This window comes from Rhodococcus sp. BP22 (assembly GCF_014281965.1).
GTDB lineage: Bacteria > Actinomycetota > Actinomycetes > Mycobacteriales > Mycobacteriaceae > Rhodococcoides.
In genome coordinates this window covers 66,576-82,845 of the sequence record NZ_JACFTB010000002.1, presented here as the reverse complement: position 1 = coordinate 82,845, position 16,270 = coordinate 66,576, and the positions used below count along the sequence as shown (strand labels likewise).

The 16,270-nt window shown below is 62.5% G+C and carries 18 protein-coding genes; 8 read left to right on the top strand and 10 right to left on the bottom strand.

Annotated features, from left to right (window positions below; genetic code table 11):
• The 4 genes from H2510_RS04840 to H2510_RS04825 form a co-directional block, all read right to left on the bottom strand.
• Entirely contained in the window at positions 1–1,497 is a 1,497-nt protein-coding gene (locus tag H2510_RS04840) for an aldehyde dehydrogenase family protein (protein WP_186627241.1), read from the bottom strand.
• Between the two features lie 198 nt (positions 1,498–1,695).
• A complete protein-coding gene (locus H2510_RS04835) occupies positions 1,696–4,044 on the bottom strand; it encodes an FdhF/YdeP family oxidoreductase (RefSeq protein WP_186627240.1) in 2,349 nt (782 codons plus the stop codon).
• A gap of 29 nt (positions 4,045–4,073) precedes the next feature.
• Complete coding sequence (locus H2510_RS04830; protein WP_269302268.1) at positions 4,074–4,334, bottom strand: acyl-CoA-binding protein; 261 nt, start codon at positions 4,332–4,334, stop codon at positions 4,074–4,076.
• A 52-nt stretch (positions 4,335–4,386) separates the two neighbouring features.
• Entirely contained in the window at positions 4,387–4,977 is a 591-nt protein-coding gene (locus H2510_RS04825) for a TetR/AcrR family transcriptional regulator (protein ID WP_186627238.1), read from the bottom strand.
• Positions 4,978–5,030: 53 nt separating this feature from the next.
• On the opposite strand from H2510_RS04825, the gene H2510_RS04820 reads away from it, so the two are divergent.
• On the top strand, positions 5,031–5,969 hold the full coding sequence (locus tag H2510_RS04820) for an oxygenase MpaB family protein (RefSeq protein WP_186627237.1): 939 nt from the start codon (positions 5,031–5,033) through the stop codon (positions 5,967–5,969).
• A 30-nt stretch (positions 5,970–5,999) separates the two neighbouring features.
• Here the strand turns inward: H2510_RS04820 and H2510_RS04815 are convergent, their stop codons facing one another.
• Together H2510_RS04815 and H2510_RS04810 are read right to left on the bottom strand one after the other, a co-directional pair.
• Entirely contained in the window at positions 6,000–7,316 is a 1,317-nt protein-coding gene (locus H2510_RS04815; protein WP_186627236.1) for a class I SAM-dependent methyltransferase, read from the bottom strand.
• Complete coding sequence (locus H2510_RS04810; RefSeq protein ID WP_186627622.1) at positions 7,313–8,713, bottom strand: FAD-binding oxidoreductase; 1,401 nt, start codon at positions 8,711–8,713, stop codon at positions 7,313–7,315. The genes H2510_RS04815 and H2510_RS04810 overlap by 4 nt, the downstream gene beginning before the upstream one ends.
• A gap of 308 nt (positions 8,714–9,021) precedes the next feature.
• On the opposite strand from H2510_RS04810, the gene H2510_RS04805 reads away from it, so the two are divergent.
• The 3 genes from H2510_RS04805 to recR all read left to right on the top strand — a co-directional run bounded on the left by H2510_RS04805 (position 9,022) and on the right by recR (position 10,515).
• Entirely contained in the window at positions 9,022–9,456 is a 435-nt protein-coding gene (locus H2510_RS04805; protein WP_186627235.1) for an SRPBCC family protein, read from the top strand.
• A gap of 102 nt (positions 9,457–9,558) precedes the next feature.
• The gene (locus H2510_RS04800; RefSeq protein ID WP_136170785.1) at positions 9,559–9,897 is read left to right on the top strand and encodes a YbaB/EbfC family nucleoid-associated protein; all 339 of its coding nucleotides are present in this window, start codon (positions 9,559–9,561) and stop codon (positions 9,895–9,897) included.
• A 9-nt stretch (positions 9,898–9,906) separates the two neighbouring features.
• Positions 9,907–10,515: a recombination mediator RecR gene (gene recR, locus H2510_RS04795; protein ID WP_084345673.1), complete on the top strand. Its 609-nt coding sequence runs from the start codon at positions 9,907–9,909 to the stop codon at positions 10,513–10,515.
• A gap of 52 nt (positions 10,516–10,567) precedes the next feature.
• Here the strand turns inward: recR and H2510_RS04790 are convergent, their stop codons facing one another.
• Together H2510_RS04790 and H2510_RS04785 are read right to left on the bottom strand one after the other, a co-directional pair.
• Positions 10,568–11,275 (bottom strand): type 1 glutamine amidotransferase, encoded by a 708-nt coding sequence (locus tag H2510_RS04790; RefSeq protein ID WP_186627234.1) that lies wholly within the window; start codon positions 11,273–11,275, stop codon positions 10,568–10,570.
• Positions 11,268–12,551 (bottom strand): MurT ligase domain-containing protein, encoded by a 1,284-nt coding sequence (locus tag H2510_RS04785; RefSeq protein WP_186627233.1) that lies wholly within the window; start codon positions 12,549–12,551, stop codon positions 11,268–11,270. The genes H2510_RS04790 and H2510_RS04785 overlap by 8 nt, the downstream gene beginning before the upstream one ends.
• Before the next feature lie 107 nt (positions 12,552–12,658).
• Between H2510_RS04785 and H2510_RS04780 the strand changes: the two genes are divergently transcribed.
• On the top strand, positions 12,659–13,036 hold the full coding sequence (locus H2510_RS04780; protein WP_186627621.1) for a nuclear transport factor 2 family protein: 378 nt from the start codon (positions 12,659–12,661) through the stop codon (positions 13,034–13,036).
• Here H2510_RS04780 and H2510_RS04775 read toward each other — a convergent pair.
• Positions 12,984–13,943: an EamA family transporter gene (locus H2510_RS04775; protein ID WP_186627620.1), complete on the bottom strand. Its 960-nt coding sequence runs from the start codon at positions 13,941–13,943 to the stop codon at positions 12,984–12,986. The genes H2510_RS04780 and H2510_RS04775 overlap by 53 nt on opposite strands.
• Before the next feature lie 72 nt (positions 13,944–14,015).
• Between H2510_RS04775 and H2510_RS04770 the strand changes: the two genes are divergently transcribed.
• Positions 14,016–14,915, top strand: a complete 900-nt coding sequence (locus H2510_RS04770; protein WP_186627232.1) for a LysR substrate-binding domain-containing protein — start codon at positions 14,016–14,018, stop codon at positions 14,913–14,915.
• Positions 14,916–14,953: 38 nt separating this feature from the next.
• Here the strand turns inward: H2510_RS04770 and H2510_RS04765 are convergent, their stop codons facing one another.
• The gene (locus H2510_RS04765; protein ID WP_186627231.1) at positions 14,954–15,346 is read right to left on the bottom strand and encodes an SHOCT domain-containing protein; all 393 of its coding nucleotides are present in this window, start codon (positions 15,344–15,346) and stop codon (positions 14,954–14,956) included.
• A 154-nt stretch (positions 15,347–15,500) separates the two neighbouring features.
• Between H2510_RS04765 and H2510_RS04760 the strand changes: the two genes are divergently transcribed.
• Positions 15,501–15,932, top strand: coding sequence for a DUF6325 family protein (locus H2510_RS04760; RefSeq protein WP_084345912.1), 432 nt, complete (start codon positions 15,501–15,503; stop codon positions 15,930–15,932).
• A gap of 9 nt (positions 15,933–15,941) precedes the next feature.
• Positions 15,942–16,247: an SHOCT domain-containing protein gene (locus tag H2510_RS04755; RefSeq protein WP_186627230.1), complete on the top strand. Its 306-nt coding sequence runs from the start codon at positions 15,942–15,944 to the stop codon at positions 16,245–16,247.
• Positions 16,248–16,270: the final 23 nt, after the last annotated feature.

The window sequence follows — 16,270 nt, the reverse complement described above, 5'->3', positions numbered from 1 at the left end:
TCAGCCTCTCCCGTGTCGCAGTTTGAGCATCAGTTTCGAGATCTTCATGTCGCGTGCTTTGCGGTTCATCGTGAGCAGCTTCAGTGGTATCGCGAATTGCTGTACGGCAAGTGATTTGACGGTGCTGAACTCGCGGAGTCCGTCGGCACCGTGGATACGACCGAAGCCGGAATCGCCCGTACCACCGAACGGCAAAGCAGGAATGCCGGCGAACCCGAGGACGGAATTGACCGTCACGACGCCGCAGTCGAGTCTTTCCGCTGCACGTCGTCCGGCCTCGGTGTCCTTGGTGAATACCGAGGCGCCGAGTCCGTACACCGACGCGTTGGCGCGCTCGATTCCCTCGTCGAGATCACGAACCTTGTTCACGACCACCGTCGGACCGAAGGTCTCTTCCGTTATCGCAGTGGAATCTTCGGGAACGTCGGTGAGAATGACGGGGTCGATGTACGGGCCGTGCAGCGATTCGAGGCCGCCGATGACAGCACGCGCGCCCTTGGCCAGAGCGTCTTCGATCTGGCTTCGGACGATGTCGCTCTGCTTTCCGAGGGTCATCGGACCGTACGAGGAAGATCCGGCGCCGCCGGGTTTCAACGCTGATACTGCCGCAGCAAGTTTGTCGACGAAGGTCTCGTACACCGGAGCCGCGACATAGATCCGCTCGACACCTGCACACGTCTGACCCGCATTGCCCATCGCGCCGAATGCTGCAAACTCCACGGCTGCATCGAGATCGGCGTCCGCATCGACGAGCATGGCATCCTTACCGCCACACTCGGCAACGAGCGGGGTCAGCGACTGGGCGCACGTTGCCATGACCTTCTTGGCGGTGGCCGTGGACCCGGTGAAGGCGATCTTGTCGACTCCCGCAGTGCACAACGCAGCGCCGGTCGATCCGTCACCGGTGACGGTCTGCAGCACTAGCTGTGTCGGCGCGAGTGACTCCCATTTCTTCGCCAGCCACACACCGACGCCCGGGGTGAGCTCGCTCGGTTTGAACACCACGGCATTGCCGGCCGCAAGTGAGTACGCGATGGAACCCATCGGGGTGTACAACGGGTAGTTCCACGGCCCGATGACGCCGACGACACCGAACGGCCGGTAGCCCACATAGGCCTTCTGATTGGCGCTGATCAGTCCAGAGGACACCTTGCGCTGTTTCAGCGTCTTCTCGGCGTTCCGTGCAGCCCAATCGATGTGTTCGACGGCCATCATGACCTCGAGAATCGCATCCTCATCGGGCTTGCCGCTCTCGGCGGCAATGACCGCAGCAAGGCTCTGCGCATCCTTGGCGATCGCGTTCTTGAACTCGAGCAACCAATTCTTACGTCCGGTGAAACCCTGAAGATCCCACCACCGAGAGGCCGCCCGAGCGCGGTCGACGGCGGCCAGGACTGCATCGCCGTCGGAGATCGGATAGCTGGCCAGCACCTCGCCTGTCCTCGGATCGAGACTGTCGAACGTTGGAACTGTCATCTGCGTGACCTGGTCCGTCATGGGCCGGAATCCTCCCGCTCTCACAATCACATCACATATATGTGATGTGATTTACTGTTGTCTGGCTCACACTATGCGGCGTGTGCGGTGCCGACAACCAACCGGGTTGCGGGTGGTTCGAAGCCCGCGCGAGACGCCATGCGTCGCCGGCTTCGTGGACGGGGCCGAACGGATGACAGCGCCTCTCGATGGCGGGGCCTAACTCAGATGATGTGGCTGCGGGTGGGACTTGTGAGCCTCGTCGGATCTCACGTCGTTCTGGCGACCGCGGCCTTCGGTGCCGGCAGCCCCGGCAGGAAGTAGCTTGATGACGACCGATTTCGATGTTGGACAGTTGCTTCCCACTGCCGTCGAGTCCAGGGGAACCAACGGATTGGTCTCCGGGTAGTACGCGGCGGCGCATCCGCGAGGGGTGTCGTATTCGACGATCCGGAAATTCGAGGCACACCGCTCGATGTCGTCGTCGTCCCATTTGGTGACGAGGTCGACGTACTCGCCGTCGCGATAGCCGAGTGCGGCAATGTCCTCGCGGTGGACGAACACGACGCGTCGGCCGCCTTCGATTCCTCGGTAGCGATCGCTCAGGCCGTAGATCGTCGTGTTGAACTGATCGTGACTCCGGAGCGTCTGGAGTAGTAGGTGGCCTTCCGGGACATGTAGAACGTCGATCGGCAAGGCAGTGAATTCGCCGCGCCCTGAGTCGGTTTCGAAGGTTCGTGAATCCCGCGGTGGATGTGGGAGAATGAACCCGCCTGGCCTGCGTACGTTGACCTCGTAGCCTTCGCAGCCCGGTACGACGCGAGAGATGTGTGTGCGGATGTTTCGGTAGTCCTGACGCATACCCTTCCAGTCGATGCCATGGCGGTCACCCAAGGTGGCCTCGGCGATGCCGGTGAGGATGGCAACCTCGGACCGGAGGTGCGCACTGGCAGGCTTCAACGGGCCGCGAGAAGAGTGCACCGAGCAGGTGGAGTCCTCGACGGAAATCCACTGTGGGCCCGAGGCTTGCACGTCCTGCTCGGTGCGGCCGAGTGTCGGGAGGATGAGGGCAGTCTCACCACAGACGAGGTGCGAACGGTTGATCTTCGTCGAGATGTGCACGGTCATGCGCATGCCGCGCATGGCCTCGAATGTGACGTCGCTGTCCGGCGTCGCCTGAACGAAGTTGCCGCCGAGTCCGAGGAAGAAATGGGCTTTACCGTCACGCATCGCGCGGATCGAGTCGACTGTGTCGAGACCGTTCTCGCGCGGTGGATCGAAACCGAACTCGGCCTCGATGGAGTCGAGGAAGTGCTGGGGGACTCGCTCCCAGATCCCCATGGTGCGATCGCCCTGCACGTTGGAGTGGCCGCGGACGGGCAGCAGCCCGGCACCGGCCTTGCCTATATTGCCCTGCGCCAGAGCCAGATTGGTGAGTTCTTTGATGGTGGCGACGGCGTTGCGGTGTTGGGTCAAGCCCATGGCCCAGCAGAAGACGGTGGCCTTCGAATCGCGGAGCATACGCGCCGCTTCGGTGATGACTTCCCTTGTCAATCCGGTGGATTCGGTGACGACATCCCAGTCGAGGGCGCGCACGTTCTCGCGCCACGCGTCGAACCCTGCGGTGTGAGCCTCGACGAACTCGTGGTCGAGTGCATCCCATTCGACGAGCAACGACCCGAACGCCTGGAACAGCGCCAGATCACCGTTGACTCTGATCGGCAAGTGCATGTCGGAGAGGTCCGTACCGGGACCGACCATTCCGCGGACGGTCTGCGGGTTCTTGAAGTTCACCAGACCGGCTTCACGCAGTGGGTTGATCGAGAGGATCTTCGCGCCGTTCTGCTTCGCCTTCTCGAGCGCCGACAACATGCGGGGATGGTTGGTGCCTGGATTCTGGCCGGCGAGGATGATCAGTTCGGCGTCGTATACGTCGTCGAGCGTCACGCTGGCCTTACCGATGCCGATGGTCTCCTGCAATGCGATCGAGGTGGACTCGTGGCACATGTTGGAACAGTCGGGCAGATTGTTGGTACCGAATGCCCGCGCGAAGAGCTGGTAGGTGAAAGCTGATTCGTTCGATGCTCGACCCGAGGTGTAGAAAATCGCCTCATTGGGGTCGGGGAGCGATCGAAGTTCCTCGCCGATGAGCGCGAACGCGTCGTCCCACTCGATCGATTCGTAATGCTGGCTACCTGGCCGCTTCACCATCGGATGGGTGATTCGCCCCTGCTGCCCGAGCCAGTGTTCGGAGTGACCGTCCAGGTCTGCGATGGTGTGAGCCGCGAAGAACTCAGGGGTCGCACGCGTCGTCGTCGCTTCCTCGGCCACCGCCTTGGCGCCGTTTTCGCAGAACTCGGCGACGTGACGATGGCCGGGGTCGGGATCCGGCCATGCGCAACTCATGCAGTCGAAGCCCTCGGCCTGGTTGAGATCGAGAAGGGTCTTCGCCGTCCGAACCGGACCCATGTGGCCGAGCGCGCGTTTCATCGACACCGCGACGGCGGTCAGGCCCGCAGCATGAGTCTTCGGTGTGCCGATGTCGAGCTCGGTTTCGTGACGCTCCATGCTGGGTCCTTTCGGGTCGGGCGAAGCTGCTACTTGCCTAGCATCCTGGCGACCAAGTCCACGTAGGACTGCTTCGCCGAATCCTGGCTCGTTCCTTCGAGCTTCGCCCATGCGTCGAACTTGGCACGATTGACCATGTCCAGTCTTCCGGGACGCTTACCCTCGGCGTCGCCTTTCGAACCTTGCTTGAACAACGAGTACAGGCTGAGGAGGTCGTCGTTACTGGGCTTGGAGGTCAGCGTCTTCACATCGATCTGGGCCTGCTGAAACGACTGCTCGAGATCGGACACTTTTCGGCTCCCTTGTTGTGCGACGCGGTGCTCTGGTGATCTGCTCACCCGATCATGGCACGCGAGCGGAGTGCTGACAGGCCGTTCGTCCGGCATCGGCGACGAGGCGGACACAATGAGCGAGAAACTTCTCCCGCGTTGCGGTGACGGTCCCGTCGAGGTATCCGACGAACAACGAGGTGAGCGCTCCCACGACACCGATGGCGACCAGGTGCTGGTCTACGGCGTCGAGGCCGGTCAGTTCCGCACGAACCAGGTCGACGAAGGCGGGGACGAGCGCGGTTCCGCTTCGGCTGATCGCGGGCTCGGACAGTGGCGCCAGCAGCAGTACTCGGCCCACAGCAGGGTTGTCGAGGACCAGTTCGACGAATGCGCGAACAGGTGCTGCGGCTCGGTCCTCTTCGGTGGAGGTCGCGACAGCGGTTTCGATGGCAGTACGTGCTCGAAGCCCGACGTGGGCGTAGACGGCTCGGACGTACTCGTCGCGGTCGGTGAAGCTCTCGTAGAAGTATCGCTCGGTCAGGCAGGCGCTCCGGCAGACCGCGCGGACGCTGACTGCGGGTCCGCCCGGGGAGCCGAGGAGTGCAACACCGGCGTCGAGCAGCGTCGCGTACCGGTGTCTTCGGCGTTCGTCGATGTTCACCGGTCTCCTCGCCTCTATTGACTACGGATGTTGTCGAATCCTAGTGTGACAACATGTGTAGTCAGTCTGGGGTCGATAGGCCGATTCCGCTGGGGCCCGAGTCGTTGACGTGGAAGTACTTCGGCGATTGGCGCGGCATGCTGCAGGGGGTATGGGCCGGATCCATGCAGAACATGCATCCCGGGCTCGGTGCAGGCGTCGAGGAGCATTCGACCTTCTTCGATGAACGTTGGCAGCGCCTGTACCGATCGCTGTATCCGATCGGCGGCGTGGTCTTCGACGGCAATCGAGCCGAACGAACTGCGCTGGCCGTCCGTGGATATCACGACAACATCAAGGGCATCGACGCCAAAGGCAGGCGCTATCACGCACTCGACCCGGATACCTTCTACTGGGCGCACGCAACGTTCTTCATGGGGACTGTTCTGACGGCGGACCACTTCATGGGTGGCCTCGGTGAAGAACAGAAACGCCAACTGTTCACCGAACATGTTCAGTGGTACCGGTTGTACGGGATGAGCATGCGCCCGGTTCCCGAGACATGGGAGGACTTCCAGGTGTACTGGAAGTACATGTGCCGCGAGGTATTGGAAGACAACAAGGCCACTCGCGACGTCCTGGATCTGTCGGGGCTGGGGCCGCCGCCGTACGCGTCGTGGATTCCCGGGCCGATCTGGGGTGTGCTCCGGCGACCGGTCGCGCGGGGTTTCGTGTGGCTTACCGTCGGGCTCTACGACCAATCGGTACGAGATCTGTTGGGCTACAACTGGACCGAGCGCGACGAGCGAATCTTCTCCGCCGTGGGAAAGCTGATCGACAAGGCGTTCGCCGTGGTGCCTCGTCGATACCGTATGCACCCGAGAGGACGAGCAGGGTGGGACCGCGCGACCGGACGCATTCCGGCCGACGCGGTACTACCTCAAACCCCGGCACGCAATCTGCCGCCGATCGGTGAGCGGAACGATCCGAAGCACTACAGTCCTCGGGTCTAGAGGTTCCGCTCACCTGTTCACGGAAGGTGCCTAGGCATCCCACCAGGGCCGCAGTGGGAGGCCGGCTTCACCCTTGGGTCCGAGCTTGACGCCCAGAACCTGGTGCAGCTGAACGACATTGCGTTCGAATCCCAGACGTGAGCCGGCCATGTAGAGGCCCCAGATGCGGGCGGTTCCTTCGCCGGCTTCGGCGACGCATGCGTCCCAGTTGTCGACGAGATTGCGGCACCACGCGGCCAGCGTGAGGGCATAGTGCTCGCGGAGGCTTTCCTCGTGCCGCACCTCGAGGCCGACATCCTGCATCTCGCTGATGATGCGCCCCGAGCCGGTCAGCTCACCGTCCGGAAAGACGTACCTGTCGATGAACGATCCGGCTTTGGCGTGGCTTCGATTGTCGGGGCGGGTGATGCTGTGGTTGAGCACTCGACCACCGTCGCGCAACTTCGACTGAATGAAACTGAAATACGCTGGATAGTTACTCACCCCGATGTGCTCGGTGAGGCCGATCGAAGACACCGCATCGAAACCGGTCTCGGCGATGTCGCGGTAGTCGGAGAAACGAACCTCGGCGAGTTCGGAGAGCCCTTCGTCGGCAATGGCCTTCTGCGCCCAGTCTGCTTGCTCGCGAGAAAGAGTCGCGCCGATGACCTTGACGCCACGTCGTGCGGCATAGCGGACCATCGAGCCCCAGCCGCAACCGATATCGAGCAGTCTGTCGCCTTCCTTCAATCCGAGCTTCTCGAACACCAGGCGATACTTGTTCTCCTGTGCCTCCTCGAGGGACTGCTCCGGTGAAGTGTATGCGGCACAGGTGTAGGTCATCGATTCTCCGAGTACGTACTCGTAGAACGTATTCGACACGTCGTAGTGGTGCGAGATCGACTCGGCGTCACGAGTCTTGGAGTGGCGCAAGCCCTCCGCGATTCGGCGCCACCGCGGAATCGCCTCCTGTGGCGGCGGAGCGATGGGACGCAACAGGTCCCAGCCGAGAGAGCGGGTGATCGTGGCGAGAGTGAGAGCGGACGGCCTGCGGAAGTGCAGCTCGTCTCCCATCACCCGCAACAACTCATACGGATCTCCCGGGTGTACGCCCTCGGCCTCGAGGTCGCCGGACACGTAGGCGCGGGCCATGCCGAGGTCGCCCGGAGCGGTCGCCAAGTAGGTGGTGCCGCGCGGACTCTTGAGCTTGAGTCCGAGCGGGGCATCCTCCGGACCGGCGGCGCTGCCGTCGTAAGCGCTGAAACGGAGGGGGATGTTTCCGTCGGAAAGCAGCTCGAGAATCTCCGAGATGGTGAGCTTGTGGGTGCGGCTCGCGTCGCTACTGGTGGATTCTTTCAACGTTGTCATTTTCCTTGCACCGCTTTCGAGTACATGTCCAACAGACGTGACTTCGGATCGTACTTTTTCTTCAGTTCTTCGAATTTCTCGCCGCCGTACAGCGCGGCAAACTCTGCCTCGGAGTAGTAAGCATCCGAGTAGAGCGACTTATGCCCATCGAAGTCGGTGACCTTGTGTTCGATGGCACGATTGGTGGCACCTTCCGGTTGGCCGGGGACTATGGGGACCGAAGACCAGAAGCCGATGTTGACGTAGGTCTTCTCGGGCTGGAGCGGATACAACGGCCATGGTCGCGCACCGTCGGCGCCGTCAGGTGCCGGATCACGAAGGCGCAACGGGCACAGCCACAATGGCTCGATGGGGATTTCGTCGAGGAACCAGCGCAGAAACGGGGCGGTGTTCTCGATGGGAACCTCGACGTCCTGAACGACGCGCTCTCGCGGTGGTCTTCCCTTGCGGGCCTCCAGGCGATCGGCGATATCGTATTTGCGGTCGAGGCCGATGAGCTTCCAGTAGAAGCTGGAGCGTCGATACTTCTTCGGCCAGAGACGTCGAATTTTCGGATTCTGGGTGCCGAAAGCGCGTGAGCACCAGAACCAGTCGGTATCCCAACGCCACAGGTAGTCGTGAATCGTCAGTCGATCGGTCTTCGGCTCGGCGCCGTCGTGCTGGATCGAGCGGTAGAAGATGTCGGGCCCGGCGTGGTACTCGCTGACCGGGCCGGGCTCGGCCGTTTGGGTACCCAGTGTCAGGTAGCTCTCGTCGGCGGAGAACACGACGCCGTCGAGGTAGTGGACTTCGATGCCGTCGTACGCACGCTCGGAAACTATGGTGTCCATCGTCGACTGCATCGTGTCGAGGTCGTGGAAGCGCACGTGACGGAGAGCGACGAACGGCTTTACCGGTTCGAGTTGAATCTTCAGTCGGGTCGAGTATCCGAGGGTGCCGTACGAGTTGGGGAAACCCCGGAACAGTTCGGCGTTCTCGCCGCCCGGTGTGGCGGTGATGATCTCGCCGTTTCCGGTGAGGACGTCTATCTCGAGAACGGATTCGTGTGGAAGTCCGTTACGGAAAGAGGTGCTCTCGATCCCGAGGCCGGTGACGGCACCGCCGAGCGTGATGGTTTTCAGTTGCGGGACGACGAGCGGGGCCAGACCGTACGGCAGCGTTGCGTCGACCAAATCCTCGTAGGTGCACATTCCGGCCACATCGGCTGTCCGATCCGTCGGGTTCACCGTGATGACTCCGGTCAGCCCCGATACATCGAGTCCTGGGGCGGTCGAGCCTGCTCGTGCTCGAAAGAGATTCGAGGTCTTCTTAGCCAGACGCACCGTCGCGTCCTCGGGGATTGCTCGGTAGCTTGAAAGTAGTGCGCCGACGCCGGCGCGATACGCGGCGAATCCGATCTCTCGAGGTTCGGGTCGTCGTCTAGTCAGCACGTTCGCGGAAGCCACAGACTGACGCTATCTCTACTGCAGGTCGAGGGCCACCGAGAATGCGTCCTCTCACGAAAACTTTCACGCAAATGTTGAGTGAAAGTGTCGGTGGAACCGGACTAATCGGTCAAATAGATGCGTCTTGCATGTCTTTTGCACGGCTAAATAAAAGTCGGTGAACCCTGTCACATCGCCGCATACCGTTGGGCCGACGCTGCGCCAAGGGCGGGCAGGATGGTGCTTTGGTCTTGAAACGGATTCATCGAAGGAGACACATCATGGCTCAGGTAAGTGCGCGTAGCTCCATCACGATCGCTCAGGCACCCGACAAGATATTGGCCGCGCTCGCCGACTACGAAACAGTGCGCCCGCGCATACTTCCCGAGCAGTACCTCGACTACGTAGTGGTCGAGGGTGGCCAGGGTGACGGCACAGTGGCCAAGTGGACGCTGCAGGCAACCTCGAAGCGCTCGCGCAACGTCTTGGCCACCGTGACGGTCGCGGGATCGAAGATCACCGAGCGGGACGCCAACTCCACGATGGTTACGACCTGGACGGTCGAACCGTCCGGGACGGGATCCCAAGTTACGACGACCACCGAATGGAAGGGCGCAGGTGGCATCGGCGGATTCTTCGAGAAAACTTTCGCACCGCTCGGACTGAAGAAGATCCAGGCGCAGACGTTGGCGAACCTGGAACGCCAAGTTCGATAGAACGCCGTACGGCGACACGCACGTGTACGGATGCTGGGCCGCGCTCCCCTGAGCGGGGCGCGGCTAGGCTGAGATGTGTAACCGAACCGAGAGGACACCACAGTGCAACCCGGTGAGCAGCCCGACATCGCGTCGATCATGCAGCAGGCGCAGCAAATGCAGCAGCAACTGATGGCCGCACAAGCCCAGATCGCCGAGATCGAGGTGAGCGGGCAGGCGGGCGGAGGATTGGTCACGGCAACGGTGAAGGGCACAGGCGAACTCGTCGGCCTGACGATCGACCCGAAGGTTGTCGACCCGGACGACGTCGAAACACTGCAGGATCTGATCATCGGCGCGATCGCCGACGCGGCGAAATCCGCTCAGACCGTAGCGGCAGACAAGCTCGGTCCGCTCACTGGTGGGCTCGGTGGCGGTTCGCTCGGCCTTCCCGGCTTCTAGGACCGACACGTGTACGAAGGTCCTGTTCAGGATCTGATCGACGAACTCGGAAAACTTCCAGGTGTTGGACCCAAGAGCGCTCAGCGCATTGCGTTTCATCTGCTGAGCGTGGAACCACCCGACATCGACCGGCTCCTGAAAGCGCTGCAACGCGTCCGCGACGGTGTCCAGTTCTGCACGGTGTGTGGCACTGTCTCCGACAAAGAGCTGTGTCGAATCTGTGCCGACCCGCGACGCGATCGCAGCATCATCTGCGTCGTCGAAGAGCCCAAAGATGTTCAGGCGGTGGAGAGAACGCGGGAGTTCAAAGGTCGTTACCACGTGCTCGGTGGTGCCCTCGATCCCTTGAACGGCATCGGCCCCGACCAACTTCGCATTCGAGAGTTGTTGGTGCGGATAGGAAACCAGGACGATGGTGTCGATGTGTCCGAGGTGATCATCGCCACGGACCCGAACACCGAAGGTGAGGCAACGTCGACATATCTGGCCAGGACGATGCGTGACTTCCCAGGTCTGTCGATCACCCGGCTGGCCTCGGGGCTACCGATGGGTGGGGACCTCGAGTTCGCGGACGAGCTCACCCTGGGTCGGGCACTGACGGGGCGTCGGGTGCTCTGACCCGATCAGCGCGTTCGACGCCGCCGGCCTTTCACGTGACCAGCGGGACGCTCTAGCGGCTGAGCCGCTCCTTCCGCAGTTGGGTGACCTCGGGGAGTTCCAACGGCGCCAGCGGCGATCCGAGCGCACGTTCGAGGAGGTAGTCCGCCAACTCGGGATTGCGCGCGAGTACCGGCCCGTGCATGTACGTCCCGATCACCGAACCCTGTACGACGCCTTCGCGGCCGTCGCCGACACCGTTGCCGACTCCGTGCGTGACCTTCCCCAGTGGGGAAGCGTCGGCGCCGAGTGTCGTTCCACCACGGTGGTTTTCGAAGCCGGTCAGATGCGAAGTGAGCCCGGCGAGCAAAGGTTCGGTGACGACCTCACCGATCGACCGCGTCGCCTGCGGCTTGGTGGTGACGTCGAACAGTGACACGCCGTCGACGCGCTCGCCGGAGGATGTTTCGTACCAGTGCCCGAGGACCTGAATGGCCGCGCAGATCGCGAGGACGGGAACGCCGCGTGAGGCCGCATTCTGCAGTCCGGGGTATCGGGCGAGGTGACGCGTCGCCAATCGTTGCGCCGAGTCCTCGGCGCCGCCCAAGGTGTAGACGTCGAGTGACTCGGGGACAGGGTCCTGCAGCGTGATGTGGACGACTTCGGCATCGATACCGCGCATCCGAAGACGCTGCCGGAGAATCAGCGCATTGCCGTTGTCTCCGTAGGTTCCCATGACGTCGGGCAGGACGAGCCCGATCCGAACGGTGGACTCAGACATCGTGCACCTCGCGGGCGAGCGCGCGGCCGAGGTCGCGGAACGCGGTGTAATTGGCCAGCACTTCCACGCGTCCGGGCGGACATGATGCGATGGCCTTCAGCGGATCTGTCACGGTCGTGTGTGGGGAACCGGCGTAGAGCAGGCGCACGCCGAGATCGGTGGCGCGTTCTCCGGAAGCGACGACGGCGACATTCTCGAAGTGTTCGAAGCGTACGTCCCACAGCCAGGAGAGGTCTTCACCGTCGGGAACCTGACCGTTTACGGCGATGACCAGACCGTCCACGGTGGGGTCGATCATCGACATGGCTTCCTGCCATCCCGCGGGATTCTTGGCGAGAAGCAGACGTACGGAATGAGGTCCGTACTGGACTGTCGAGTAGCGGCCGGCGACCTCGTCCACTCCCGACGCCGCGGCAACGGCGTCGACCGCGCTCGCTCCGAGAGTCACGGCAGCGGCGACGGCTTGAGCTGCGTTACCGCGGTTGGCTCTACCGGGCAGGGCCAGGGTCATCGGAATCTTCAGACTGTTCGGCCCGTACAGATTTTCGTCGTCGAGCCACCAGTCGGGTGTCGGGCGCTCGAAGGCCACGCCGTTTCCGACTTCGCCGCCGGTGCTGTACCAGTGGTCGCCGTCCCAAACGATCGGTTCGCCGGTCCTCGGGCAGCTGACGGAGTCTCCCGCCCAGCCGCCTCCTGCGGCTACCCATACGACGTTGGGGGCATCGAACGCGGCGGACGTGACGAGGACGTCGTCACAGTTGGCGATGACGACGGTCTCGGGGTGCCGTGCGAGACCGGCGCGCAGCTTGCGCTCGATCATGTTGATCTCGCCGACGCGATCGAGCTGATCGCGGCTGAGGTTCAGTAGAACGACAGCGTCGGGGGACACCGCGTCGCACACGTGGGGGACGTGGAGTTCGTCTACTTCCAGCGCAGCGATCGGTGCATCGAGATGCGCGAACAGGGCCGCGACGATTCCGGCATCCATGTTGGCGCCGTCGGCCTGGGTGGCTACTTCTCCGAGGGGAGCGAGTGCCGCCGCCGTCATCCGCGTCGTCGTCGACTTTCCATTGGTACCCGTCACCACAACCGTGCGACGGCCGGAGCCGAGGCCAGTCAGGATGTCGGGGTCGATCTTGAGGGCGACGAGGCCGCCGATCATCGATCCCTTGCCCCGGCCTGCCTTGCGTGACGCCCACGTTGCAGCCTCGGCTGCTCGTAGTGCCAGCCTTCCGCGTGCACCTATCGCCGCTCTGCGCTCACCCGCTCGAACCATGCGCCGAGTCTGGCACAGACTGGCCGATGAACTCTCCTCGGAAGTTGCCTCGGACCGCTATCTTGTTTTTGGAACATGTTCTAAAAACGATGAAGGGACTACTTTTCATGGCTCCAACTGCCGATGTCATCCGCAAGACGGTCGACGCATACGTCCAGGCCGTCGCGCACGGCACTGTCGACGACGTCTTGGCGTTGTACGCCGAGGGCGCCACGGTGGAAGATCCGGTCGGCACCGAGGTCAAGACCACCGAGGCCTCGATCAGGGAGTTCTATGCAGTGGTCGAACCGATGGAGCAGACCGGAGAGGTGCTGACGGTGCGGATCGCGGCGAGCACCGCGGCGTTCCACTTCAAGCTGACAACCAAGTTCGGGGACAAGCTGCTCGAGATCTCGCCGATCGACGTGATGGAGTTCGACGACGAGGGCAAGATCACTTCGATGCGTGCAATCTGGGGTCAGGAAGACATGGTTCAGCTTCCCTGAACCGAGGTCGATCACGCCCCGGGCTCACAGCCCCGGTCGTGCCCCGAGTTCCGGTCATTCCGCCGAGACAGCCACCGATGACGACAGCGGCTCCGATCAGAGACAAGACACTCGGGGACTCGGCGAGGAAGATCCACGCTCCGGCGATGCCGACGACGGGGACGAGCAGGGAGAACGGTGCGATGACACCCGCGGGGTGGCGACTGATCAGTACCGTCCAAAGACCCGATCCGGCGATCGTGCCCAGCAGCACGATGTAGGTGAGACCGGCGAGCGCCGGCCAACCCGACGAGCTGAACGAGTCACCGAGGGCACGCCACCCTGTGGATGGTCCTTCGACGGCAGCCGAGAGTGCAAGCATCGGAAGCGGCGGGACAACACACATCCACAGCATCAGCCGCATCGGTTCGGTCGACCTGGCGAGCCTGTTGCCGAGGTTGCCGAATGCCCATCCGAGCCCGGCGAGCAACGTCAGGGCGACGGGCAGCAACGACGCGGCCTGTGCTCGGTCCCAACCGATGAGGACCATACCTACGACGGCGACGGTGATACCCACTGTTCGGCGGCGACCGACGTGTTCACGAAGTAGCAGCGCGCCGAGGACGATGGTGAACGGTGCAGAGGATTGCAGCACGAGGGAGGCGAGCCCGGTGGGCATTCCGGCCTTCATTGCAGCGAAGAGAAAGGCGAATTGAAGAAATCCGAAGCCGAACCCGTAGAGCAGAAGCCATGCGATCGGCACCTTCGGCGGACGAACGAACAGCAATACCGGGATCGCGATGACGAGAAACCGAAGACCGGCGAAGAAGAACGGCGGGAAGTGATCGAGCCCGACCCGAATGGCAAGAAAGTTGAGCCCCCACAGCACCGCGACGGTGAGCCCGAGGAGTCGATCGCGGTTGTTCACGGTCACTATCCTGATCGGTAGCAAACATCAGCACAATCTAATAAATCCGCATGAATGATTAAGCTGTGCTTCATGAACGTTGACCGCTTGCGGATCCTTCGGGAGCTGGCCGACCGCGGGACGGTCGCGGCAGCGGCTTCGGCACTGTCCTTGACCCCGTCCGCGGTGTCCCAGCAGCTCAAACTGCTGGCCAAAGAAGCCGGCGTGACGCTGTTGGAACCCGACGGCCGAAGGCTGCGATTGACCGATGCCGGGCACGCGCTCGTGCTGCGCGCCGACGAGGTCGTATCAGCACTGGACAGAGCCGCAGCGGAGATGGCCTCGTGCAGCAACTCCCCGCGTGGACGCGTGCGCGTCGCACTGTTTCCATCGGGCGCGGCGCTACTGCTTCCCGGTGTGCTGGGCAGATTGAGCGAGAGCGGAACTCGCATCGAAGCCAGCGACGAGGACCTCCCCGCATCTTCCGCATCGGCGCTTCTTGCGGACTATGACGTCGTCTTGACTCATCGTGATGACGTTGCCCCGGCGACCGCGGCCATGCGTATCGAGGTCGTGCCGCTGATGCGTGAACCGATCGATCTGGTGTTACCGCCCGATCATGCACTGGCCGAGCAGGATTCGGTAGATGTGCGCCAGCTGGCGGATGAGCGCTGGATCAGCGTGCGTGGTGGCTTCCCGGTCGACGACGTTTTGCTCTCGGTTGCGGCAGCTACCGGAGTGCAACCTCGAGTTGTGCAGCGCATCAATGATTTTCGAGTGACCGAGGAACTCGTGGCCCGCGGCCACGGCGTCGCGCTGATGCCGCGTTATGCGGTAGTGCATCCGCTGCTGGTTCGGCTGCCGTTGAAGGGTGTGAAGGCCGGACGGATCTACGAACTCGCGACGCGGCCGGGAGCACACAGGCTCCCGGCCGTGGCCGCGGTCATCGAAGCTTTTCGTGCGGAGGCTTCGCAGGTGAGCGGAAATGCATGACCTGCAATACATTTCCGCTCAGACGCGAAGAAGCCTTTCTACTGTAGTGCCTTGGCCTTCAGCTGCGTGAACTCGTCTTCGGTGATGGTTCCGCTGTCGAGAAGTGCCTTGGCATGTGCAATCTCCTCGGCGGAGGTGCGTCCTGCGACCTGTTTGATGTACTGCTCTTGTTCGTCCCTTGCGTGCTGCATGGCCGAAACCTGACGCTTGGTCATATCGCCACCCTTGGCGATCAGGTAGATCAGCGCAGTGATGAACGGTGCCAGGATGAGGAAGAAGACCCAGATGGCCTTGACCCATCCAGAGCTCTTGTGATCCCTGAACAAGTCTCCGATGATCGAGAACAGCACCATGAGATAGGCGATGAATGCGAAGCTGACGATGATCAGCCAGAGGAAATCCCAGAACGAATCCACGATTCGATGCTCCATTTCGAGTGAGACCAACTTCTGGTGACAGAAAATTGGTGAAAGGCCCTGCGCCTTAGTGTCGCACTCATCTGCGAGCAAGATCATCATCCGAAACAGGTGAATTCACCCGCGCCGGATGATGGCACAGGTGGCGAACGCGGGGAGTATCACTGCGATGAGTGAGACGGTGTTCGACATAGGGCCGGTTGGCCTGTTGGTCATGACATTTCCCGGCGATCGGGCAAATCCCAAGGTGGTCGAGGCGCTGCAAAGTGTGATCGCACAGGGCTCGGTGTCGCTTCTCGATCTGGTGTTCATCGGGCGAAGACCGGACGGAACTTATCGTCAGGTCGATGTCGACGAGAAACTCGAAGACGTGGGTCTCGAGATCCTCTCGCTCGAAGCCAAGGCATTGATCAGCGACGAGGACCTCGACGTCGTGCGTGAGTCCCTCGAACCGGGGACCTCCGCCGCAGTTCTCGTCTACGAGCAGACCTGGGCCCGAACCTTCGCGAATGCAGCACGCGCGGCAGGTGGCGAAGTCGCACTGCACGTTCAAATTCCACGCGAAACAGTCGAAATCGCGCTCGCCGCAGCGCTGGTATAGGAGAAGCACATGGTATTCGGACGAGGACGCGTCGGTAGGCCGGGACTACTGGGGACGGTGGCCCGCACCGCTGTCGTCGCGGGGACGGCGAATGCGACGTCCAACGCGATGAACCGCCGCAGACAATCGCACGAGCAACAAGCCCAGGACTCACAGTCGTACCGGAACGAGCAACAGCAGGCGCCGCCGCCGGTAGCCGCGCCTCCGGCCGAGGACGACCTCGTAGGTCAGATCCAGAAGTTGGCCGCAATGCGCGATGCAGGCGTGCTCGACGCGAACGAGTTCGCGGCAGCGAAAGCAAAGCTCCTCGCCTGATCCCCGGGGGCGGTGGAAAAATA

Coding starts and splice junctions, on each gene's coding strand:
- H2510_RS04840 (WP_186627241.1), bottom strand. CDS start 1,497: ATGACGGACCAGGTCACGCAGATGACAGTTCCAACGTTCGACAGTCTC.
- H2510_RS04785 (WP_186627233.1), bottom strand. CDS start 12,551: ATGGTTCGAGCGGGTGAGCGCAGAGCGGCGATAGGTGCACGCGGAAGG.
- H2510_RS04790 (WP_186627234.1), bottom strand. CDS start 11,275: ATGTCTGAGTCCACCGTTCGGATCGGGCTCGTCCTGCCCGACGTCATG.
- H2510_RS04835 (WP_186627240.1), bottom strand. CDS start 4,044: ATGGAGCGTCACGAAACCGAGCTCGACATCGGCACACCGAAGACTCAT.
- H2510_RS04820 (WP_186627237.1), top strand. CDS start 5,031: ATGTGTAGTCAGTCTGGGGTCGATAGGCCGATTCCGCTGGGGCCCGAG.
- H2510_RS04755 (WP_186627230.1), top strand. CDS start 15,942: ATGGTATTCGGACGAGGACGCGTCGGTAGGCCGGGACTACTGGGGACG.
- H2510_RS04760 (WP_084345912.1), top strand. CDS start 15,501: ATGAGTGAGACGGTGTTCGACATAGGGCCGGTTGGCCTGTTGGTCATG.
- H2510_RS04780 (WP_186627621.1), top strand. CDS start 12,659: ATGGCTCCAACTGCCGATGTCATCCGCAAGACGGTCGACGCATACGTC.
- H2510_RS04815 (WP_186627236.1), bottom strand. CDS start 7,316: ATGACAACGTTGAAAGAATCCACCAGTAGCGACGCGAGCCGCACCCAC.
- H2510_RS04805 (WP_186627235.1), top strand. CDS start 9,022: ATGGCTCAGGTAAGTGCGCGTAGCTCCATCACGATCGCTCAGGCACCC.
- H2510_RS04765 (WP_186627231.1), bottom strand. CDS start 15,346: ATGGAGCATCGAATCGTGGATTCGTTCTGGGATTTCCTCTGGCTGATC.
- H2510_RS04770 (WP_186627232.1), top strand. CDS start 14,016: ATGAACGTTGACCGCTTGCGGATCCTTCGGGAGCTGGCCGACCGCGGG.